The 22,286-nt window shown below is 68.2% G+C and carries 15 protein-coding genes and 1 pseudogene; 4 read left to right on the forward strand and 12 right to left on the reverse strand.

The window, feature by feature from the left end; translation table 11 throughout:
- Positions 1-56: 56 nt before the first annotated feature.
- The 5 genes and pseudogenes from ASD78_RS14100 to ASD78_RS14120 all read right to left on the reverse strand — a co-directional run.
- A complete protein-coding gene (locus ASD78_RS14100) occupies positions 57-914 on the reverse strand; it encodes an alpha/beta hydrolase (protein ID WP_056102476.1) in 858 nt (285 codons plus the stop codon).
- A gap of 415 nt (positions 915-1,329) precedes the next feature.
- Positions 1,330-2,031 (reverse strand): hypothetical protein, encoded by a 702-nt coding sequence (locus tag ASD78_RS14105; RefSeq protein WP_056102479.1) that lies wholly within the window; start codon positions 2,029-2,031, stop codon positions 1,330-1,332.
- Between the two features lie 56 nt (positions 2,032-2,087).
- A complete protein-coding gene (gene metH / locus ASD78_RS14110) occupies positions 2,088-4,817 on the reverse strand; it encodes a methionine synthase (RefSeq protein WP_255355403.1) in 2,730 nt (909 codons plus the stop codon).
- Between the two features lie 67 nt (positions 4,818-4,884).
- Positions 4,885-5,991, reverse strand: coding sequence for a homocysteine S-methyltransferase family protein (locus tag ASD78_RS14115; RefSeq protein ID WP_055906586.1), 1,107 nt, complete (start codon positions 5,989-5,991; stop codon positions 4,885-4,887).
- Between the two features lie 48 nt (positions 5,992-6,039).
- Positions 6,040-6,966: pseudogene (locus tag ASD78_RS14120) on the reverse strand (metalloregulator ArsR/SmtB family transcription factor); the annotation flags it as partial.
- A gap of 349 nt (positions 6,967-7,315) precedes the next feature.
- On the opposite strand from ASD78_RS14120, the gene ASD78_RS14125 reads away from it, so the two are divergent.
- The 4 genes from ASD78_RS14125 to ASD78_RS14140 all read left to right on the forward strand — a co-directional run bounded on the left by ASD78_RS14125 (position 7,316) and on the right by ASD78_RS14140 (position 15,861).
- Complete coding sequence (locus ASD78_RS14125) at positions 7,316-8,509, forward strand: acyl-CoA dehydrogenase family protein (protein WP_327037120.1); 1,194 nt, start codon at positions 7,316-7,318, stop codon at positions 8,507-8,509.
- 242 nt (positions 8,510-8,751) lie between these two features.
- Positions 8,752-13,743 (forward strand): NAD-glutamate dehydrogenase domain-containing protein, encoded by a 4,992-nt coding sequence (locus tag ASD78_RS14130; protein ID WP_055906600.1) that lies wholly within the window; start codon positions 8,752-8,754, stop codon positions 13,741-13,743.
- A 224-nt stretch (positions 13,744-13,967) separates the two neighbouring features.
- Entirely contained in the window at positions 13,968-14,738 is a 771-nt protein-coding gene (locus ASD78_RS14135) for an NAD kinase (RefSeq protein WP_056102484.1), read from the forward strand.
- 217 nt (positions 14,739-14,955) lie between these two features.
- Positions 14,956-15,861, forward strand: a complete 906-nt coding sequence (locus ASD78_RS14140; RefSeq protein WP_055906606.1) for a 5'-nucleotidase — start codon at positions 14,956-14,958, stop codon at positions 15,859-15,861.
- An 8-nt stretch (positions 15,862-15,869) separates the two neighbouring features.
- On the opposite strand, the gene ASD78_RS14145 is transcribed toward ASD78_RS14140, so the two are convergent.
- The 7 genes from ASD78_RS14145 to ASD78_RS14175 all read right to left on the reverse strand — a co-directional run bounded on the left by ASD78_RS14145 (position 15,870) and on the right by ASD78_RS14175 (position 22,283).
- Positions 15,870-16,427 (reverse strand): DUF2939 domain-containing protein, encoded by a 558-nt coding sequence (locus tag ASD78_RS14145; protein ID WP_055906609.1) that lies wholly within the window; start codon positions 16,425-16,427, stop codon positions 15,870-15,872.
- A 123-nt stretch (positions 16,428-16,550) separates the two neighbouring features.
- Positions 16,551-17,237, reverse strand: a complete 687-nt coding sequence (locus tag ASD78_RS14150) for a DUF2461 domain-containing protein (RefSeq protein ID WP_056102486.1) — start codon at positions 17,235-17,237, stop codon at positions 16,551-16,553.
- 40 nt (positions 17,238-17,277) lie between these two features.
- Positions 17,278-18,720, reverse strand: a complete 1,443-nt coding sequence (gene sbcB, locus ASD78_RS14155) for an exodeoxyribonuclease I (RefSeq protein WP_056102489.1) — start codon at positions 18,718-18,720, stop codon at positions 17,278-17,280.
- Between the two features lie 5 nt (positions 18,721-18,725).
- Positions 18,726-20,093 carry an NAD(P)/FAD-dependent oxidoreductase gene (locus ASD78_RS14160; protein ID WP_056102491.1) on the reverse strand — a complete coding sequence of 456 codons (1,368 nt, stop codon included), beginning with the start codon at positions 20,091-20,093 and terminating at the stop codon, positions 18,726-18,728.
- Positions 20,094-20,202: 109 nt separating this feature from the next.
- Positions 20,203-20,532, reverse strand: a complete 330-nt coding sequence (locus tag ASD78_RS14165; protein WP_056102494.1) for a GIY-YIG nuclease family protein — start codon at positions 20,530-20,532, stop codon at positions 20,203-20,205.
- Positions 20,533-20,617: 85 nt separating this feature from the next.
- Positions 20,618-21,910, reverse strand: coding sequence for a kynureninase (gene kynU, locus ASD78_RS14170; protein ID WP_056102499.1), 1,293 nt, complete (start codon positions 21,908-21,910; stop codon positions 20,618-20,620).
- Between the two features lie 4 nt (positions 21,911-21,914).
- Positions 21,915-22,283, reverse strand: coding sequence for a 5-carboxymethyl-2-hydroxymuconate Delta-isomerase (locus tag ASD78_RS14175; RefSeq protein WP_056102502.1), 369 nt, complete (start codon positions 22,281-22,283; stop codon positions 21,915-21,917).
- Positions 22,284-22,286: the final 3 nt, after the last annotated feature.

The raw sequence follows: 22,286 nt of genomic DNA on the forward strand, positions 1-22,286 counted from the left end.
AGCACCGCAGCAGGCCTCGCGCGCCGCCGGTGCCGGCCGGTTTCATGCGGTTTGCTTCAGGCCGCCTGCGTAACCGCCGTTGCGGCCGGGTCGGTCGGGGCCGGGCGCATGCGCGCGATCATCGCCGCGATGGCGTCGGCGGTATCCAGCGGCCGCTCCATCGGGAACAGGTGGCTGCCCTCGATCCAGACCCAGCGTCCGTCGACCAGGCGGCGTGTCGCTGCGGTTCCGGCATGGCGCAGTTCGCGCGAGCGGGTGCCCGCGAGGAAGGCCACCGGCACGCGCAGTCGCGGCGCCAGATCGCTGACCGTGGTCGTCGGCAGGCTGCGGTAGATCGCGAATTCGGTCTCGCGCACGAACGCGAGTTCGCGCGCGCCGCTGTCCACGGCCAGGGTGCCGTGCTCGATGTAGTCCTCGAGCACGCGCGGGTCCCAGCGCGCGAACGCGGGCTTGGCCAGGAAGTGGGCGCGCACCGCGTCGAGATCGGGCCAGTGCTTGCGGCGTTGCAGGGTCGCGCGCATCGGCATCAGCAGGTTGTCCAGGCCGGTGCGGCGGCCGATCGACACCAGGTGCGCGCGCCAGCCCGAGATCAGCGGCGAGTCCAGCATCACCACGCCGGCCACGCGTGCGGCCAGCGCGCCGTCGGCGAGGCGATGCGCGGCCAGCAGGCTCAGATAACCGCCCAGCGAATGCCCGACCAGCCAGATCCGGCGCGCGTCGCCGGCGACGGCATGCGCACGCGCGACCAATTCGTCGACCAGGTGCGGCCAGTCCGGCGTGACCGGATAGCGCGGGTCGTGGCCGATCCGCGCCGGCCGCGCGATCCGGAAGCCCGGCGCCAAGGCATCCAGCATCACGCCGTAGACCGGCGCCGGGAATCCGTTGGCGTGCGAGAACAGCAGCAGATCGTGCATGGGAATCGCAGGGTGGGGCGGACGCGCGAGGCGTGCGCCTGGGGCAGGGTGGGGTAACCATACCATTGCGTACGGTGTTGCGATAGCCGAGGTTGGAGTCGCCGCCGCCGATCCGCATGCATCGCGTTCTGGGATGCGCGTCGCATCGTCGTGCACGCAGGTCTCGCGACGCACGCGCGCATGGCGAGCGAACGCATGCACGAGTCGGCGCAGCCCGCGCCCGTTCTGGCGCAATTCGCTGGCTATGCGAAGCGGTCTGCTTAGGATGAGGCTAGGCCGCGACGCGGCGATCGATTGTGATGTACCCACATCGCCGTGCTTGCGGCGAAGGCGGGGATCCAGCGACTGCGAAGTCGTGCCTGGCGAGGCTCTGGATCCCCGCCTTCGCCGGAATCACGATGCTGCCGTCGAAGCCTCAGCCGAAGTGCATGCGCGCTTCGTGGGTCAGTTCGCGGATCGTCGACACGCCCAGATCGCGCAGTATGCGATGGGTGCTGTGCGGCAGCGGCGACTCGTCGATGTCGTGCGGGGCGATGTTCTTGCCGGGCACGCCGGCCAGGAATTCGATCCCCGCCGCGGCGTAACAGTGCTGGACCAGGGCCGAGCAGTACAGCGCGCCTTCCTTGGCCAGCAGGTTGCTGCGCCGGCGCAGGCGGCGGCTGTGCATGGCCATCAGGGTGCCGACCAGTTCGCTGATCGAATAGCTCGACAGGCCCGACAGCAAGTCCAGACCGGCGATCTGGATCTTGCGGATCTGTTCCGGGTCCAGGCCGAAATCCAGGATCGCGATGTTCGGGAAGGCCTCGGCGTCGTAATAGCGTTCGACCCGATTTTCCTGCACGCCCAGGCGGATCTGGCGGTAGCGCAGGTCCAGGTCGGATTCGATCACCCACCACTGCCCATCGACACGGCGTTCGCTGAAAACGAAGGCGTGCGACCACAGGCTGCGGTGGCCGTCGTGGGTCAGCGGCGCCTGGGCCTTGCGGATCAGTTTGTTGATGAAGTCGCGGCCGCCGCACAGGCCGATCCGGCCGGGGCCGGCGTACTTCTCGATAAAGGCGGCATTGCCGAGGGCGTCGTCGTTGGCCTCGTGGTCGGGCGACAGGAGTTCGCTCATCGGTCGTGCTCGCAGCGGAGTGGAGGCGGGCGGGGCGGCGACCGCCCCGCGTGGTTTCATTCCGGATCGTAATCCAGATTCGACGCCAGCCAGCGCTCGGCCTGGGCCAGGCTCACGCCCTTGCGCTTGGCGTAATCCTCGACCTGCTCCTTGTTGACCCGTCCGACCACGAAGTACTGGCTGCCCGGATGGCTGAAGTAGTAGCCCGAGACCGCCGCGGCCGGGTACATGGCGTAACTCTCGGTCAGCTGCAGGCCGGCCTTGTTCTCGGCGTCGAGCAGGCGGAACAGGGCGGCCTTCTCGCTGTGCTCGGGGCAGGCCGGGTAGCCCGGGGCCGGGCGGATGCCGCGGTAGCTCTCGTCGATCAGATCGTCGTTGGCCAAGGCCTCGTCGTCGGCGTAGCCCCAGAATTCCTTACGCACGCGCTGATGCAGGCGCTCGGCCAGGGCTTCGGCGAAACGGTCGGCCAGGGCCTTGAGCATGATCGCGTTGTAGTCGTCGTGGTCGGCCTCGAAGCGAGCCACGTGCGGCTCGATGCCCAGGCCCGCGGTCACCGCGAAAGCGCCGATCCAGTCCTGGCGTCCGCAGTCCTGGGGCGCGATGAAATCGGCCAGGCAGAAGTCCGGACGGTCGGCGGGCTTGTCGACCTGCTGGCGCAGGAAGTGCAGGGTGGTGCCGGCCTCGTCGCCCAGGATCACGTCGTCGCCGACGCTGTTGGCCGGCCACAGGCCGAACACGGCCTTGGCGCTGATCCACTTCTCCTCGACGATGCGCTTGAGCATCGCGCGGGCGTCGCGGTAGAGCTCGCTGGCCTGGGCGCCGACGATCTCGTCGGTGAGGATCGCCGGATAGCGGCCGGCCAGTTCCCAGGTGTTGAAGAACGGCGTCCAGTCGATGTACTCGACCAGCTCGGCCAGCGGGTAGTCGTCGAACACGTGCAGGCCGGGCTGCTTCGGCGCCGGCGGCACGTAGTCGTTCCAGCCGCCGTCGTAGCGCTGGCCGCGCGCCTTCTCCAGCGACACCAGGCGCTTGCCGTCGCCGCGGTTGCGGTGACGCTCGCGGATTTCCGCGTAGTCGGAGGCGTTGGCGGCGACGAAAGGTTCGCGCAACTCGATCGAGATCAGCGACTGGGCCACGCCGACCGCACGCGAGGCGTCCTTGACCCAGATCGTCGGCGACTTGTAGTGCGGGTCGATCTTGAGCGCGGTGTGCGCGCGCGAGGTGGTCGCGCCGCCGATCAGCAGCGGCATGGTGAAGCCCTGGCGCTGCATCTCGCGGGCGACGTGGCTCATTTCCTCCAGCGAGGGCGTGATCAGGCCGGACAGGCCGATCAGATCGGCGTTCTCGGCCTTGGCGCGGTCCAGGATGGTCTGCGCGGGCACCATCACGCCCAGGTCGACCACGTCGAAGTTGTTGCAGGCCAGGACCACGCCGACGATGTTCTTGCCGATGTCGTGGACGTCGCCCTTGACCGTGGCCATGACGATCTTGCCGTTGGACTTGCCGACATCGCCGGTGCGCAGCTTTTCGGCCTCGATATAGGGCAGCAGATAGGCCACCGCCTTCTTCATCACCCGCGCCGATTTCACCACCTGCGGCAGGAACATCTTGCCGGCGCCGAACAGGTCGCCGACCACGTTCATGCCGGACATCAGCGGGCCTTCGATCACGTCCAGCGGGCGTGCGGACTCGGCGCGCGCGGCTTCGGTATCTTCCTCGATCCATTGGTCGATGCCGTGCACCAGCGAATGGCTGAGGCGGTCGCGCACCGGGCGTTCGCGCCAGGCCAGGTCCTCGACCCGCTTCTCGCCCTTCTTGCCCTTGTAGCGGTCGGCGATCTCGAGCAGGCGCTCGGTGCCGTCGGCGCGACGGTTCAGGACCACGTCCTCGACCCGCTCGCGCAGATCGCTGTCGAGATCGTCGTACAGCGGCAGCGCGCCGGCGTTGACGATGCCCATGTCCATGCCGGCCCGGATCGCGTGGTACAGGAACACCACGTGGATCGCCTGACGCACGACTTCGTTGCCGCGGAACGAGAACGAGACGTTGGAGACGCCGCCGGAGATATGGCTGTACGGGAAGCGGCGCTTGAGCTCGCGGGTGGCCTCGATGAAATCGACCGCGTAGTTGTTGTGTTCCTCGATGCCGGTGGCGATCGCGAACACGTTGGGGTCGAAGATGATGTCCTCGGGCGGGAACCCGATCTGTTCGGTCAGCAGCCGGTAGGCGCGCGAGGAGATGTCGACCTTGCGCTCGATGGTGTCGGCCTGGCCGACCTCGTCGAAGGCCATGACCACCACGGCCGCGCCGTAGCGGCGCACCAGCCGCGCCTGGCGCAGGAATTCCTCCTCGCCTTCCTTCATCGAGATCGAATTGACGATGCCCTTGCCCTGCAGGCACTTCAGGCCGGCCTCGATCACGCTCCACTTGGAGCTGTCGACCATCACCGGCACGCGTGCGATGTCGGGCTCGGCGGCGATCAGGTTGAGGTAGTCGACCATCGCCTTTTCGGAGTCGAGCAGGCCCTCGTCCATATTGACGTCGATGACCTGGGCACCGTTCTCGACCTGCTGGCGCGCGACCACCACGGCTTCGTCCAGGCGGCCTTCCATGATCAGTTTCTTGAACTGGGCGCTGCCGGTGACGTTGGTGCGTTCGCCGACGTTGATGAAGTTGCTTTCGGGCGTGATCTGCAGCGGTTCGAGGCCGCTGAGGCGGGTTTGGCGGGGGAGTGCGGATGTCATTCGGGGTCGGGTCTGAAAGTGCTCTTGAGACAGGGAACTAATGAACAGGAACGAGCAACGAGTTGTAGTGCTTGTGCTCGTTCCTGTTTTCTCATGACTCGTTGCTGATTCACGCCGCGGCGCTGACCACCTGCGGCAGGCGGCGCGGTTCCACGCCCTCGACCACCGCGGCGATCGCGGCGATATGCGCCGGGGTGGTGCCGCAGCAGCCGCCGACCAGGTTCAGCAGCCCGGCCTCGACGAACTCGGACAGCACCGCGGCCATGTCTTCCGGGGTTTCGTCGTAGCCGCCGAAGGCGTTGGGCAGGCCGGCGTTGGGATGGGCGCTGACGTAGGCGTCGGCGACCTGGGCCAGCACGTCCACGTGCACGCGCAGGTCCTTGGCGCCTAGCGCGCAGTTCAGGCCGATGGCCAGCGGTTGGACGTGGCGCAGCGAGTACCAGAAGGCTTCCGCGGTCTGGCCGGACAGGGTGCGGCCGGAGGCGTCGGTGATGGTGCCGGAGATCATCAGCGGCAGCCGCACGCCGCGCGCATCGAAGGCTTCCTCGACCGCGAATACCGCGGCCTTGGCGTTGAGGGTGTCGAAGATGGTCTCGACCATGATCACGTCGGCGCCGCCGTCGATCAGGCCGTCGGTGGCTTCGCGGTAGGCGATGCGCAACTCGTCGAAGGTCACCGCGCGGTAGCCGGGGCGATTCACGTCGGGGCTCAGCGAGGCGGTGCGGCTGGTCGGGCCGAGCACGCCGATCACGAAGCGCGGGCGGCTCGGGTCCAGCGCTTCGGCGGCATCGCAGGCCTCGCGCGCCAGGCGTGCGCCGGTCGCGTTGAGTTCGTAGGCCAGGTGCTCCAGGCCGTAGTCGGCCAGCGAGATCGTGGTCGAGTTGAAGGTGTTGGTCTCGATCAGGTCGGCGCCGGCGGCCAGGTACTCGCTGTGGATGCCGGAGATGATCTCGGGCCGGGTCAGGCTGAGCAGGTCGTTGTTGCCGCGCTGGTCGCGCGCGCAGCCGCAGCCTTCGCCGTGTTCGTGGCCCGCTTCGATGGCCGCGCGCAGGCCGTCGTAGCCTTCGGCGAAGCGCTCGCCGCGGTAGGCGGCTTCGTCGAGTTCGTGGCGCTGGATCATGGTGCCCATCGCGCCGTCCATGACCAGGATGCGGGCGGCCAGCGCTTGCTGCAGCGCTTGCGCGCGGGCGGGGTTGTGCCAGGGGAGGGTCTTCATTGTTCAGGCCTTCTTGGACGGCTTGCGCGCGGGGGCGTCGGGGTCGGCGGGTTTGCGTGCGATCAGGGCGATGACTTCGAAATGCGGCGGCCGGCGTTCGCGGGTCACGGTCTCGCAGCTGACGATGTCGAAACCGGCCTTGGTCGAGAACTTCTGCAGATCTTTCTCGGAGAAGCCCAGGTTGACGTGGCCGTAGGCCGCGACCACGCCGCGGTGCTCGTGCCGGGCCAGGCTGGTCAGCAGCAGGCGGCCGCCCGGGCGCAGTACGCGCGCGGCCTCGGCCACCGCCTGCGCGGGGTGCTCGGCGTAGGTCAGGGCGTGCATCAGCACCACCAGGTCGAAGCTGCGGTCGGGGAACGGCAGCGCGTGCATGTCGCCTTCGCGCACTTCGACGTTGCTGAGCCGGCGCAGGCGGTCGGAGGCGGCGGCCACGACCTTGGTGCTGGCGTCCAGGCACAGATAGCGGTTGGAATGCGGCGCCAGCAGTTCGGCCAGCACGCCGTCGCCGGAGGCGATGTCGAGCACGTCGCCGGGCTGCAGCAGCGGTACCGCCGAACGCGCCAGCGCTTCCCAGGTGCGACCCGGGGAGTAGTGGCGTTCCATGTCGCCGGCGACCGAGTCGGCCCAGTTCTGGTCGGCGGCGCGCATCGACAGCACCGCGGCCACGCGCTCGGCGTCCTGGCGCAGCAAGGGATCGTCGCTGCCGGTGCTCAGGGTCTGCCACAGGGCGCGTTGGGCCTGGTCCAGCGCGGCTTCGTCGAAGCGGTAATAGGCCGACACGCCGGCGCGGCGGTCGCGCACCAGGCCGGCCTCCTTGAGCTTGGACAAGTGTGTCGACACGCGCGGCTGGGCCAGGCGGGTGATCGCCGACAGCTCGGCCACGGTGAGCTCCTCGCCTTCGAGCAGGGCCAGCAGACGCACGCGGGTGGCGTCGGCGAACACCTTGAGTCGTGACGACCAGCCTTCCAGATCCATGTTTAAGCCTTGGGATACATGATTGAGTGCGTGATTGGAGCGCGCGATTCGCAGATGCGGATTCGGAGGCCGAAACCCGGAGACCGGAGGGCGCCGTCGCCCTGGCGGGTCGCGAATCTCCGCTTCGGCTTCTATCAACCTATCGCGATACAGCGATAAGTGTCCTCCGCGCGCCCGAAAGGGTCAAGTCTCGCGCCGCCTGCGATGCAGCTGGCGTTGGGGCGGGAGGTGGGGTTATTCGGCGGGCGCGGCTACAATTCGCGCAGCGGCCGCGGAACGATGGCCGCGGCTCGATCCGCACCCGGGTTTCCCGCGTTCGGGTCCCTGTCCCGGGGCCGGTTTCACCGCCGTGCCCAGAACCAGAACCAACAGAGGTGCCGACGTGGATTTTGGCTTTACCGAAGAGCAGTTGATGATCCAGGACGTGGCGCGTCGTATCGCCCAGGAAAAGATTGCTCCCAGCGCCGAGCACCACGACCGGACCGGCGAATTCCCGCTTGAGAACATCCGCACCCTGGGCGAGAACGGCCTGATGGGCATCGAAGTGCCGGCCGAGTACGGCGGCGCGGGCATGGACCCGATCAGCTACGTGCTGGCCATGGTCGAGATCGCCGCCGGCGACGCCGCCCACTCGACCATCGTGTCGGTGAACAATTCGCTGTTCTGCAACGGCATTCTCAAGTTCGGTACCGAAGAGCAGAAGCAGCTCTACGTGCGCGCCATCGCCGAGGGTCGCGAGATCGGCGCCTTCGCCCTGACCGAGCCGCAGTCGGGTTCCGACGCCACCGCGATGCGCTGCAAGGCGGTCAAGCAGGCCGACGGCTCGTTCGTGATCAACGGCAAGAAGAGCTGGATCACCTCCGGCCCGGTCGCCAAGTACATCGTCCTGTTCGCCATGACCGACCCGGACAAGGGCGCCCGTGGCATCACCGCGTTCATGGTCGACACCTCGCGTCCGGGCTTCCACCGCGGCAAGACCGAGCCCAAGCTCGGCATCCGCGCCTCGGCCACCTGCGAGATCGAGTTCGAGGACTACGTCGCCCGTCCCGAGGACGTGCTCGGCGAGGAAGGTCACGGCTTCAAGATCGCGATGGGCGTGCTCGACGCCGGCCGTATCGGCATCGCCAGCCAGGCCATCGGCATCGCCCGTGCCGCCTATGAGGCCACCTTGGCCTACGTGCGCGAGCGCAAGGCCTTCGGCCAGCCGATCGGCGCGTTCCAGATGACCCAGGCCAAGATCGCCGACATGAAGTGCAAGCTCGACGCGGCCCTGCTGCTGACCTTGCGCGCGGCCTGGCAGAAGGGCCAGACCGAGAAGAGCGGCGGCCGCTTCAGCAACGAGGCCGCGATCGCCAAGCTCACCGCCTCCGAGGCGGCGATGTGGATCGCCCATCAGGCCGTGCAGATCCACGGCGGCATGGGCTACTCCAAGGAAATGCCGCTGGAGCGCTATTTCCGCGACGCCAAGATCACCGAGATCTACGAAGGCACCAGCGAGATCCAGCGCCTGGTGATCGCCCGCAACGAAACCGGTCTGCGCTGACCGCTACGGCATGAAACGCATCGATATGAAGCGTACCGGCTCGTATCGAGTCACCGCCTCACCCGGGGATCGCGGCCGCGGTCTCCGGGTATCAAAGACCGTCGAACGCGACGTGGGCCTGCGGGCCCGCGGACGCGTCGCCCTGCATCCAGCCGTCACCTCAGCCGTCACATCCGCGAACTGAATCTCTTCACGGCCCATGCGCGAGCGTGGGCCTCATTCCATCGGACCTCCAAGTTCCCATGAGCAGCAAACCCAAAGCCGCGAAAACGACCGTCCAGGCCGCCGCAAAACCGGTGTCCGCCAAGCGCTCCGCCAGCAAGACCGCGGCGCCCAAGAGCGACGCCGTGTCCCTCGAGCCGATCATCGCCGCGATGCGCAAGCGCCTGCCCAAGGCGCGCCACGCCGAGGCCGAGGCCTTCGCCCAGGCGTTCTATCGGCGCATGAGCGGCGACGAGCTGCCGCAGCACAGCCCCGACGGCTGGGCCGCGCTGGCCAGCGACTTCCTCGAATTCGCGCGCGCGCGCAAGACCGGCAAGGCGCTGGTGCGCCTGTTCAACCCGACCATCAAGACCCACGGCTGGGAATCGGCGCACACGGTGCTGCAGATCGCCAACGACGACATGCCGTTCCTGGTCGATTCGGTGACCATGGCCTTGGCCGAGCAGGGCATCGGCGTGCACGTGCTGGGCCACCCGGTGGTGACCTTCCGCCGCGACAAGGCCGGCAAGATCGTCGCCGTCGGCGAGGGCGTGGCCGAGTCGCTGATGCATCTGGAGATCGACCGCCAGTCGGCCGACGCCATGCCGCGCGTGCAGAAGGCGCTGGAAGCCGTGCTCGAGGACGTGCGCGCGATCGTGCGCGACTGGGCGCAGATGCGCGACAAGATGGGCGAAGTCGCCGAAGCCCTGGGCGGCCGCAAGCTGCCGGTCAGCGACGAAGGCCGCCGCGAGGCGCAGGAGTTCCTGCGCTGGGCCGCCGAGAACCATTTCACCTTCCTGGGTTACCGCGAATACGAAGTGACCAAGAAGGGCGGCCAGGAAGTGCTGTGCGCGGTCCCCGACAGCGGCCTGGGCCTGCTGCGCGGACACGACGCCGGCAAACCGCGTGCGCTGACCTCGCTGGCCGCGCATTACATGCCGCAGTCGGGTTCGGTCGACGCGCTGATCCTGACCAAGACCAACGCCCGTTCCTCGGTGCACCGTCCGGGCTACATGGACTACATCGGCGTGCTCAGCTTCGACGCCGACGGCAAGCCGGTGCGCGAGGAGCGCTTCATCGGCCTGTACACCTCCAGCGCCTACAACCGCCGCCCCTGGGAGATCCCGCTGGTGCGCCAGCGCCACGCCTATGTGATGGAGAAGTCCGGCCTGTCGTCCGACAGCCACAGCGGCAAGGCCCTGCGTCACATCGTCGAGACCCTGCCGCGCGACGAGCTGTTCCAGTCCGGCGAAGAGGAACTGCTGCGTACGGCCTCTGGCATCCTCGGCCTGCAGGAGCGCGTGCGCAGCAAGCTGTTCCTGCGCCGCGACCGCTACGGCCGTTTCTTCTCCGGCCTGGTCTACATCCCGCGCGATCGCTTCAACACCGATGTGCGCCTGCGCATCGAGGCCATGCTCAAGCGCATGCTGCACGGCGAGCAGGTCGACACCACGGTGCTGATCGGCGAATCGCCGCTGGCCCAGCTGCACCTGATCGTGCGCCCGAAGTCGGGCGAAGCGATCCAGATCGACAACGCCGCGATCGAGGCCGAGCTGGCCCAGATCGTGCGCGACCGTCGCGACGAGCTGCGCGAAGCCCTGGTCGCGCGCCATGGCGAGGAACGCGGCCTGGCCCTGATCAACCAGTACGGCCGTGCGCTGCCGAGCGGCTACGTCGACGAAGTCTCCGCCGCGGTCGCCGCCAACGACATCGAGCACCTGGACGCGCTGACCGGTCCCGACGACCTGCGCCTCAACCTGCGCCGCATCGGCAGCGGCGAGGGCGGGCTGCGCTTCAAGTTCTACCGCCAGCACGACGACATTCCGCTGTCGGACGCGCTGCCGATGATGGAGAACATGGGCCTGCGGGTGATCTCCGAGCACCCCTATCGCCTGGTCGCCGGCGACACGCCGCTGTACATCCAGGACTTCGAGGTCGAAACCGCCGGTGCCGAAGTCGACGTGTCGCGCCTGGACGAAACCTTCGAGGACGCGTTCGGCCAGATCTGGCGCGGCAACGCCGAGAACGACGGCTTCAACCGCCTGATCCTGGCCGCCAACCTGTCCTGGCGCCAGGTCGCGATGCTGCGCGCCTACTGCAAGTACCTGCTGCAGGTCGGCGTGCCGTTCTCGCAGAGCTACGTCGAGGAAACCTTCTTCCGCTACCCGTTGCTGGCGCGCCTGCTGGTCGAGCTGTTCGAGGCCCGCTTCGATCCCTGCACCGGCAAGGAGAGCAAGGCCGAAATCAAGGCCGGCATCGAGCGCCTGAGCCAGCAGCTGCAGGCGCTGGCCAGCGGCGACGAGGCCACGCTGGCAGCGTTGCAGCCGGTCATCGAGGCCCGCAACGGCAAGCGCGAGCAGCAGATCGACATCACCCGCTCGACCCTCAAGGGCCTGCTCGACCGCGTTTCCAGCCTCGACGAGGACCGCATCCTGCGCAGCTTCATCGGCGTGATCGACGCCACCCTGCGCACCAGCTACTACCAGCGTCCGGCCAACGGCGGCGAGCGCGGCTACGTCAGCTACAAGTTCGATTCGGCGCTGGTGCCGGACCTGCCCAAGCCGCGTCCGTACCGCGAAATCTTCGTCTACGGCCCGCGCGTGGAAGGCGTGCACCTGCGCTTCGGCCCGGTCGCCCGCGGCGGCCTGCGCTGGTCGGACCGCCGCGAGGACTTCCGCACCGAGGTGCTGGGCCTGGTCAAGGCGCAGATGGTCAAGAACACCGTGATCGTGCCGGTCGGTTCCAAGGGCGGCTTCTTCGCCAAGCGTCCGCCGGTCGGCGGCGACCGCGACGCGGTGCTGGCCGAAGGCATCGCCTGCTACAAGATGTTCATCAACGGCCTGCTCGACATCACCGACAACATCGTCGACGGCAAGATCGTGGCGCCGCGCGACGTGGTCCGCCACGACAACGACGATCCCTACCTGGTCGTCGCCGCCGACAAGGGCACGGCCACGTTCTCCGACATCGCCAATGGCATCGCCGCCGAGCACGGTTTCTGGCTCGACGACGCCTTCGCCTCCGGCGGCTCGGTCGGCTACGACCACAAGGGCATGGGCATCACCGCCAAGGGCGCCTGGGAGTCGGTCATGCGCCACTTCCGCAGCCTCGGCCGCGACAGCCAGACCCAGGACTTCACCGCTGTCGGCATCGGCGACATGTCCGGCGACGTGTTCGGCAACGGCATGCTGCTGAGCAAGCACATCCGCCTGGTCGCGGCCTTCGACCACCGCCACATTTTCCTCGATCCGAACCCGGACGCGGCCAAGACCTTCAAGGAGCGCGAGCGCCTGTTCAAGCTGCCGCGTTCGAGCTGGGACGACTACGACAAGAAGCTGATCGGCAAGGGCGGCGGCGTGTATCCGCGCTCGGCCAAGTCGATCGCGCTGTCGCCGGAGATCAAAGCTGCGCTGGGCATCGACGCCGGCATCGCCGCGATGAGCCCGACCGAGCTGATGAGCGCGATCCTCAAGGCGCCGGTCGACCTGCTGTGGAACGGCGGCATCGGCACCTACGTCAAGTCCAGCGGGGAGTCCAACGCCGACGTCGGCGACCGCGCCAACAACGGCCTGCGCGTCAACGGCAACGAGCTGCGCTGCAAGATGGTGGGCGAGGGCGGCAACCTGGGCCTGACCCAGCTCGGCCGCATCGAGGCCGCGCAGCACGGCGTGCTGCTCAACACCGACTTCATCGACAACTCGGCCGGCGTGGACACCTCGGACCACGAGGTCAACATCAAGATCCTGCTCAACGGCCAGGTCCAGGCCAAGAAGCTGAGCCTGCCCGAGCGCAACAAGCTGCTGGCCTCGATGACCGACGAGGTCGCCGCACTGGTGCTCAACGACAACTACCGCCAGAACCAGGCGATCAGCCTGATGGAGCGGATGAGCCTGTCGCGCCTGGGCTCCAAGCAGCACTTCATCCGCACCCTGGAATCGCAGGGCCTGCTCGACCGCCAGATCGAGTTCCTGCCGAGCGACGCGGAGATCGCTGAGCGCAAGGCGCGCGGCCAGGGCCTGACCCGTCCGGAACTGTCGGTGCTGCTGTCCTACTCCAAGCTGGTGGCGTTCCAGCAGCTGCTGGACTCGGACGTGCCGGAAGATCCGTACCTGTCCAAGGAACTGGTGCGCTACTTCCCCGAGCCGCTGCAGAAGAAATACGCCAAGGCGATGGAGAACCATCGCCTGAAGCGCGAGATCATCGCCACCGCGGTGACCAACTCGACCATCAACCGGATGGGCGCGACCTTCCTGCTGCGCATGCAGGAAGACAGCGGCCGCACCCCGGGCGAGGTCGCCAAGGCCTTCACCATCACCCGCGAGACCCTGGACGCGCGCGAGCTATGGGCGCAGATCGACGCGCTCGACGGCAAGATCGCCGAGTCGACCCAGATCGACGCCCTGCAGGTGATCTGGAACCTGCAGCGTTCGTTCACGCGCTGGCTGCTGTCGCGTCCGGGCGCGATTCCGGACATCGCCACCGCGGTCGCGCGCTATCACGACGGTTTCAAGGACATCCGCGCCGGCAAGGGCATCCTCGGCGACGGCCAGCGTCCGGATTACGAAGCCAGCTTCGCCGACTGGAAGGCCAAGGGCGTGCCGGTGGCGCTGGCCGACCAGCTCGCGGCCCTGCCGTACCTGGAGCCGAGCTGCGACGTCATCGAAGTCGCGCGCGAGCGCAAGCTCAAGCCGGTCGATGTGGCCAAGGTCCACTTCCGTCTCGGCGAGGCGTTGCGCCTGCCGTGGCTGCAGGAGCAGATCGACGCGCTCACCGTCGACGGCCGCTGGCATGCGGTCGCCCGCGGTGTGTTGCGCGAGGAACTGGGCACGCAGCAGCGCATCCTGGTCGGCCAGGTGCTGGCCATGCCCGGCGCCACCGCCGAGGCCAAGGTCAAGCATTGGCTGGAACGCGACGACGTTTCGCTGCGTTTCACCCTGGCCATGCTCAACGAGCTCGCCGCGCAGAAATCGCTGGACTACCCGACCGTCTCGGTCGCGGTGCAGCGCCTGTCGCAGCTGGCCTCGCGCGGCTGAGTCAAGCGTCCCTCTCCCGAAGGCGGGAGAGGGACGATACGCAAGCCTTGGGGTAGGAGCGGCGTAAGCCGCGACCGCGCAGTTTCGGCAACGACGCCGGTCGCGGCTTACGCCGCTCCTACCGTAAAGCGGTTGCATTCTTCCGCGTCCGTGCGGAACGCCCCGTCATCGGCATTTCCCGTAGCTCGGGTTATGCTGCGGTCGCCATCCGTTCGGAGCCGCCGATGACCGCGACGCCTCGCATCGCCTTCCTCGCCAGTCCTATCGACGAAGCGCAACGCGCGCTCGCCGAGTTGATCGCGCGCCACGGCCAGTACGAACCGGCCGACGCCGACGTCCTGGCCGCGCTCGGCGGCGACGGGTTCATGCTGCAGACCCTGCATCGCTACGGCAGCCTGGGCAAGCCGGTGTACGGCATGAAGCTGGGCACGGTCGGATTCCTGATGAACCAGCACGGCGACGGCCTGCTCGAACGCCTGGCGGCGGCCGAACCGGCGGTGCTGCGTCCGCTGGAGATGGTCGCGCAGACCGAGTCCGGCGCCACCGTCGGTTCGCTGGCCTACAACGAGGTCTCGCTGCTGCGTCAGACCCGCCAGGCCGCGCACCTGCGCATCGACCTCAACGGCCAGACCCGCCTGGACGAACTGATCTGCGACGGCGTGCTGGTGGCGACGCCGGCCGGCAGCACCGCCTATAACTTCTCCGCGCACGGCCCGATTCTGCCGCTGGGTTCGAGCGTGATCGCGCTGACCCCGATCGCCGCGTTCCGGCCGCGACGCTGGCGCGGCGCCTTGCTCAAGGCCGACACCGAAGTGCGCTTCCAGGTGCTCGACCCGTACAAGCGCCCGGTCAGCGCGACCGCCGATTCGCACGAAGTGCGCGACATCGTCGAGGTCATGATCCGCGAATCGCGCGATCGCACCGTGACCCTGCTGTTCGATCCCGAGCACAACCTCGAAGAGCGCATGCTGATCGAGCAGTTCACCAGCGGTTAGCGCCACGGTCGGGCAACGCCCTGCTTTCTGTAGGAGCGGCGTAAGCCGCGACAGCGCAACTCCATCGACAAGGTGATCGCGGCTTACGCCGCTCCTACAGAGGGCGTGACTCGCGTCCTGGTTGGGGTTTCGTGGTCGTCGAAGGCAGTCCCCGCGGGGCGCCGTTCATCCCCCACTGTCGCAAGCGCCGAGACGCCGCACGAGGCACAATAGCCGCATGCCCGACCGCGACGCCGACCCCCTGATCGTAGCGATCTCTTCGCGAACCCTGTTCGACATGGAGGAGAGCCACCTGCTGTTCGAGCGCGAGGGGCTGGACGCCTACGCCGATTTCCAGCGCGAGCACGAAGACGACCTGCTCGCGCCCGGCATCGCCTTCCCGCTGGTGCGCAAGCTGCTCGCGCTCAACGAGGGCGCGCCGGCGGAGGCGCCGCGGGTCGAGGTGATCCTGATCTCGCGCAATTCCGCCGACAGCGGCCTGCGCATCTTCAATTCGATCGCCCACCATGGTCTGTCGATCAAGCGCGCCGCGTTCAGCAACGGCGCGCCGCCGTTCCCCTACATCAAGCCGTTCGGCGCCGACTTGTTCCTGTCGGCCCACGCCGAGGACGTGCGCAGTGCGCTCATCGCGGGCGTCGCCGCGGCCACCTTGCTGCCGGCGAAAGCGCCGCAGCAGCGCCACGACCAGCTGCGCATCGCCTTCGACGGCGACGCGGTGATCTTCGACGACGAGGGCGAGCGGGTGTCGCGCGAGGGCGGCCTGGCCGCGTTCGCCCAGCACGAGCGCGACCATGCCGGCGATCCGCTCTCGGGCGGCCCGTTCCGCGGTTTCCTGGACGCGCTGCATCGGCTCCAGGCCGCGTTCCCGATCGGGCCGGACGCGCCGATCCGCACCGCCCTGGTCACCGCGCGTTCGGTGCCCGCGCACGAACGGGTGATCCGCACCCTGCGCGAGTGGGGCATCCGCCTGGACGAAGCTCTGTTCCTCGGCGGCCGCGCCAAGGGGCCGTTCCTGGAGGCCTTCGGCGCCGACATCTTCTTCGACGATTCCGAGCACAACATCGTCTCGGCGCGCGACCACGTCGCCGCCGGCCACGTGCCGCACGGCGTCGCCAACCGCTGAGGCGAGCCTCAGCGCGGCGCGGGCGGCTCGCCGATCGGCAGGCGGATGTCGCTGAGCTTCCAGCTCAATCCCGAACGCGTCAGCACGAACACCACCGGCTCGCCGTCGGCATTGTTGACTGTGGCGGTGAAGCGCGATGGCGATTCGAAGCCGTACTTGGCGTCCTTGAGCGGGTCGTTGGGCAGGTTGGGTGCGTAGACGTCCTGGCCGCGACCGCCGCCGCCGAGGCGATTGAACAGATTGCGGCCCTCGAGCACCGCGCCGATCCCGATCGGCGTGGCCAGCGCATCGACCGCGCCGCCGGCGGCGGCGCCGGCGATGCGCACCGCGATCGCGCCGATGGGATTGGACTGCATGTCCTCGCCGGCCTGGCGCACCAGGTAGTCTTCTAGCTGCGCCTTCAGGCTCAGCCGCAAGGCCGGAAAGTCGACGTGCTCGGACAGCGCGGCGGTGTCCTGCTCCTGCACCGCTTTGCGGATCGCGTCGACGGTCAGATAGGGCCCGGCGGCGACGTAACCGGCCAGCAGCGCCAGGACGAGGACGATCAGGGCGATCCACTTCTTCATGCAGGTTCACCGCGCGTGAGATGGGCCCAGCTTAGCGCCGTAGGGCCCGGGCTTGCTTGAACGCTCGCTGTGCGCGGCAGCCTCGTTGGGATTGAGCAATTCGGGAAATAGGCCGCCCGCGGATCAGAACTCCAGGTCCAGCGCCGCGCAAAGATAGTCGGTGAAGGGCGCCAGGCCGTTCAGATCGGTTTCCAGCGCTTTCAACAGGCGCGGACCGGTCATCACCTCATCGTCGATCGCGCGCAAGGCCACGAAGTTCTTGCGCCGCAAGTCCTGGGCGAACTCGAAATCGTCGGGAAAGCCGCGCGGCATGCGGGTCAGCATCTCGTCCTCGTCCAGATCGAAACGGCGCCGGAACTTGGGCGCGTGCGCCGCGGCCTTCCAACTGCCGGGGTTGTCGAGGATGAAGTGGCGGATGCGCCGCAGCGTGTCCGATTCCGGATGCCACAGGCCGGAGGCGATGAAGCAGTTGCCCGGCTGCAGGTGCAGATAGAACGACGGCGCCTCGATCTGGCGCCCGCGTTCGTGGAACAGGCGCGCGCCCTGCCAGGTCTTGTAGGGCGTCTTGTCGTTGGCGAAGCGGGTGTCGCGCTGGATCCGGAACAGCGAACCGCCGACGGTCTTGGGCTCGGCCCGGTAGTGCTCGCTGACCTCGGCCAGCACCGGTTGCAGATCGGTGAGCAGGCGCTGGAACGGGCCGCGTACGTTGTCGTCGTAGTCGGCCTTGTGGGCCTGGAACCATTCGCGTTCGTTGTGGCGCGCCAGACCGCGCAGGAACTTGAAGCTGGCGTCGGAAAAATAGCGGCTCATACGGATCGGTTTCGTGGGGATGGCTGAAGCTTAGCCGGCCTCAGCTCAAGCCGGCGTCGATATCGCGGCCCCAGGCTTCGAGGCGGTCGAGCAGGGCCAGTCGCGGGCCGTCGTCGGCGTGCGCCTGGCGCAGGGCGGCCAACTCGGTGCGGAAGCGTTCGAAGTTGTATTCGCCCAGCCCCGCGTCCTGGTACAGGCGCCGGCGCCGGTAGTCGTCCCAGCGTTCGCGCTCCTCGACCGACAGGGTCTGCGGCCAGTTACGGGCGCGATAGCGGAACAGCAGTTCGGGCAGGCGCGCGTCGCGGAAGGCGAACGCGGTGCTGGCCAGCGCCGCCGGCGCGGTGGTGCGCACTTGCGCGAACAGGCGCTTGTCGCCGTCGCCGATGAAGCCGTCGTAGAGCGAGGCGTCGGCGTCGGAGGGCGAGCGTTCGCGCTCGTTGCCGTAGACCCGGCGTACCTTGTCGGCCAGCGCCGGACCGACCGCGCGCAGTACCGCGGCGCGGCGCTCGATCAGCGCCGGGTCGATCTTGAGACGCTCGAAGTCCGGTTCGCGCAGATGATCCCAGGCGATCAGCGCCGGGCAGCGGTTGAGGTGCACTTCCTTGAGCGCGATCCGCGACTCGCCCTCGGGCAGGTCGGCGCTGGGCGTGTACAGGCGGTCGGCGATGCCGTCGGCGTCCAGGCGCAGCAGCGCGTCGGGGTCCTGGTCCAGGTCGAACACGATGATGCGGCTGTCGATGCGCGGATGGCGCGCGATCGGCAGTACCGCGGCCGAGCACAGCCGGCTGGCCGGGAACCGTTGCGACACGTGCAGCACCGGCTTCATCCCGACCACGTCGACCAGGCTGCCGGCGTAGCGCTTGTCGCGCAGGCGCAAAGCGTAATCCCACAATTTGGGCTGCGCGGCCTTGAGCTTGCGCGCCAGGCCGATCAGGGCGCGCACGTCCGACAGCGCCTCATGGGCGTCGCCTACGCGCACGTCGTTGGCGTGCGCCAGGTGCTCGAGCCTGAACGAGGTCGCTCCGTCCTCGCGCTGCGGCCAGACCAGGCCCTCGGGGCGCAGCGCATGCGCCAGGCGCAGCACGTCGAGCAGGTCCCAGCGCGAATTGCCGCCGCGCCATTCGCGTTCGTAGGCGTCGTAGAAATTGCGGAACAGGCCGTAACGCACGAACTCGTCGTCGAAGCGCAGCGAGTTGTAGCCCAGGCTGCAGGTTTCCGGGCGCGCCATCTCGTCGAAGATCAGGGCGAAGGCCTCGGCTTCGTTCATGCCGTCGCGCAGCGCATCCTGCGGCGCGATCCCGGTGATCAGGGTCGCGGTCGGCGAGGGCAGCAGGTCGTCGGCGGGACGGACGAAGAGGCTGATCGGCTCTTCGATCTCGTTGAGGTCGGCGTCGGTGCGGATCGCTGCGAACTGGGCGATGCGGGTCGTGCGCGGGTCGGCGCCGTAGGTTTCCAGGTCGTAGAACAGGAAGCTCGCGGGCATGCGCGTCAGTCGTCCGCAGGCAGGGGCGAAAGGCGTTCGCGCACCGCCGCATCGACCGCGTCCCAGTCCAGGCTATCCAGACTGTCGTGGCCGCGGGTCAGTTCGACCAGCAGTTCGCGCTGCAGGTTGCCGCGTTCGAACGCGACCGCGTAGGGCATGCGGTGGAAGGTGACCATGGCGTAGCGCGGCATGAAGCGGTCGGGATGACGCTCGCCGAGCTTGCGCTCCAGGGCGCGCTGCAGCAGGTAGTCGTCGTCGTCGACGCGGTCGCGCATCTCCAGGTAGTTCTCCAGCGCCATGGCCTGGATCGCGCGCGCGTTCGGCAGGCGCTGGGCCTGGAATGCGGCGAACGCGGCGGCGCGGTCGGCGCCATCCTCCAGATGCCGGGCGAGGGCCACGCAGTCCTCGAAGGCGCAGTTCATGCCCTGGCCGTGGAACGGCACCATCGCGTGCGCGGCATCGCCGAGCAGCACCGCGCGCTCGTCCAGGTGCCAGCGCTCGAGGTAGAGCGTGGCGAGCAGGCCGGCCGGGTTGCGTTCGAAGTCCTGTTCCAGGTTCGGGATCAGCGGCAGGGCGTCGGCGAAGTCGCGTTCGAACAGGGCGCGCGCGTCGCTGCCATCGCGGATGGTGGCGAAGCTGGGCTCGCCTTCGTTGGGAAGGAACAAGGTAACGGTGAAGGTGCGCTCGTCGTTGGGCAGGGCGATGCACATGTAGCGCCCGCGCGGCCAGATGTGCAGCGCATTGGGCTCGATGCTGAAGCTGCCGTCCGGCGCCGGCGGAATCTCCAGCTCCTTGTAGGAATGGCCGAGGAATTCGGTGCGCTCGCCCAGGTCGGCGGCGCGGTTCATCGCCGCGCGCAAGGCGGAGCCGGCGCCGTCGGCGCCGACCAGGCTGCCGAAGCCCGCATCGTGCGTACTGCCGTCGCGCTCGTCGAGGAAGCGGGCGACACGGGCGTCGAAGTCCACCGACTGCAGGCCGCGATGGAAGTGCAGGCGCGCGCCGGCGTCTTCGGCGATCTGCAGCAGGATCAGGTTGAGCTCGCCGCGGTGCACCGACCAGATCACCTCGCTGTCGTCGCGGCCGTAGCGCTGCAGGTCGGTGCGGCCGTCGAGGAAGTGGACCATGCGTCCGCGCATCATCACCGCCTGCGCCATGACCGCCTGGTCGGCGCCGGCCAGGCGCAACGCGTGCAGTCCGCGTTCGGCCAGGGCCAAATTGATCGAGCGTCCGCCCTGATAACCCTTCAGGCGCGGATCGCCGCGTTTCTCGTACACATCGACGTCCCAGCCGCGGCGGGCGAGCAGGGTGGCCAGCAGCGCTCCGGCCAGGCCGGCGCCGATGATGGTGAGGTGCTTGGAATGGTCTGCGGTCAAGGCGCTTCACTCTTGGGCTGTTGTTTTTGCCGTCGCTCTCGCGTGGACGCGAGCGGTCGGCCATTGCCACTACTGCTACTCGTACAAGCCGCCGCTGTTGCTCTTGCCGTCATTCCCGCGAAGGCGGGAATCCAGGAACTTCAGCGTTACCCACGATCTCCGGCCATAAATCCCTCCAGGTCGGATTCCGCTCTTCGATCAGGCGAATCTTCCATTCCCGATTCCACTTCTTGATCTGCTTCTCGCGCTGTATCGCGCTTTCCATCGATTCCGTCAGTTCGTACCACACCAGGCGGGTCACATCGTAGCGTTTGCTGAAGCCCTCGGTGATGTGCTCACGATGTTGCCAGATGCGCGCCATCAGGTTGCTGGTTACTCCCACGTAAAGCGTGCCTTTGCGGGAGTTGGCTAGTAGGTAGATCGCAGGCGACTTGCTCATTGCGTCGGGTTACTGGATTCCCGCCTTCGCGGGAATGACGGCAAGAACAACCGCCTGTGTTCTTGACCGAGCGGGAGTAGCGGCCTTAGGCATCACCGTCCCGCCAGCTCTCCACCGCCTTCACGAACCGCAGCACATCCGCATGCGTGTTGTACAACGGCGCCGGCGAAATGCGGATCACGTCGGGTTCGCGCCAGTCGCCGAGCACGCCGTTGCCGGCCAGGTATTCGAACAGTGCGCGGCCGGCGTCGCGGCCGCTGAGACCGCGGCCGCCGACCACGCGCAGCGACAACTGGCAGCCGCGCTGGGCTGGATCGTCGGGCGTCGCGATCTGCAGGGTCTCGGACAGGCGGCCGCGAATCAGCGCTTCCAGGTAGCCGGTCAGGCGCAGCGATTTGGCCCGCAGCGCCGGCATGCCGACCCGATCGAACAGGTCCAGCGAGGCGCGCAGCGGCGCCAGGCCGAGGATCGGCGGATTGCTCAGCTGCCAGCCTTCGGCGCCCGGCGTGGGCACGAACTGCGGGCCCATGCGGAAGCGCGTCGCCGCTTCATGGCCCCACCAGCCGGCGAAGCGCGGGCGCTCGCTGCGGGCGTGGCGCTCGTGCACGAAACAGCCTGCGACCGCGCCCGGTCCGGCGTTCAGATACTTGTAGTGGCACCACACCGCGAAGTCGACGCCGCTGTCGTGCAGGGCCAGTTCGATGTTGCCGACCGCATGGGCCAGATCGAAACCGCAGACCGCGCCCTGCGCCTGGGCCAGACGCGCGATCGCGCGCAGGTCGAAGGCCTGGCCGCTGCGGTATTGGATGCCCGGCCACAGCACCAGCGCCAGGCGCTGGCCGTGTTCGGCGATCGCGGCTTCGATGGCGGCCATGGAGTAGGTGCCGCCGGGCAGATCGGGTTCCAGCTCGATCAAATCGGTAGCCGGATCGAAACCGTGGAAGCCGATCTGCGAGGCGACCGCGTGCCGGTCGGAGGGAAACGCGCCAGCCTCGATCAGGATCGCCGGGCGCTCGCGTGTGGGGCGGTAGAAGCTGACCATCATCAGGTGCAGGTTGGCGGTCAGCGAGTTCATCGCCACCACTTCCGAGGGCTGCGCGCCGACCAGCCGCGCCAGCGGTTCGCGCACCAGCTGGTGATAGGGCATCCACTGGGCCTGGCCGGTGAAGTGGCCTTCGACCGCTTCGTGCGCCCATTTGTCCAGAACCTCCTCGACGTGCGCGCGCGCGCCGCGCGGCTGCAGGCCCAGCGAATTGCCGCAGAAATAGGCCTGTTCGGCGCCGCCGTGGCGCGGCAGCAGGAACTCATCGCGCAAGGTCGGCAGCGGGTCGGCGGCGTCCAGCGCCAGGGCGTGGTGTTCGGAATACAGGTCGGTCATGGACTCAGGGCAGGTTCGCGTCTAGGACGGCCTTGGCGTAGGCGGGCGCGTACAGCTCGTCGACTTCGACGCACAGCTGCACGGACGGATGGTGCGCGGGCATCGCGCGGCGCAGGGCGTCGAGCACGATCGCGGACAAGGCGTGCCGCACCGCTTCGTTGCGGCCCGGCAGGATCTTCAGCTGTACGTGCACGAAGGCGCGGCCCTCGTCGGCATTGCCGACGCGGTAATGCGCGAGCGGCAGGGCCCGGCTCTTGATTGCGAGTTCGTCGAAATGGCCGCTGCCGGCAAGCGCGCGGTTGAGCGTGTCCAGCGCCGCGTCGGCGTCGAAATCGACGAGGTTGGCGGTGTAGTGCAGGGTCAGGTGCGGCATCGC

The sequence above is a fragment of the Lysobacter sp. Root667 genome, assembly GCF_001427715.1.
In the GTDB taxonomy this organism is placed as follows: domain Bacteria; phylum Pseudomonadota; class Gammaproteobacteria; order Xanthomonadales; family Xanthomonadaceae; genus Lysobacter.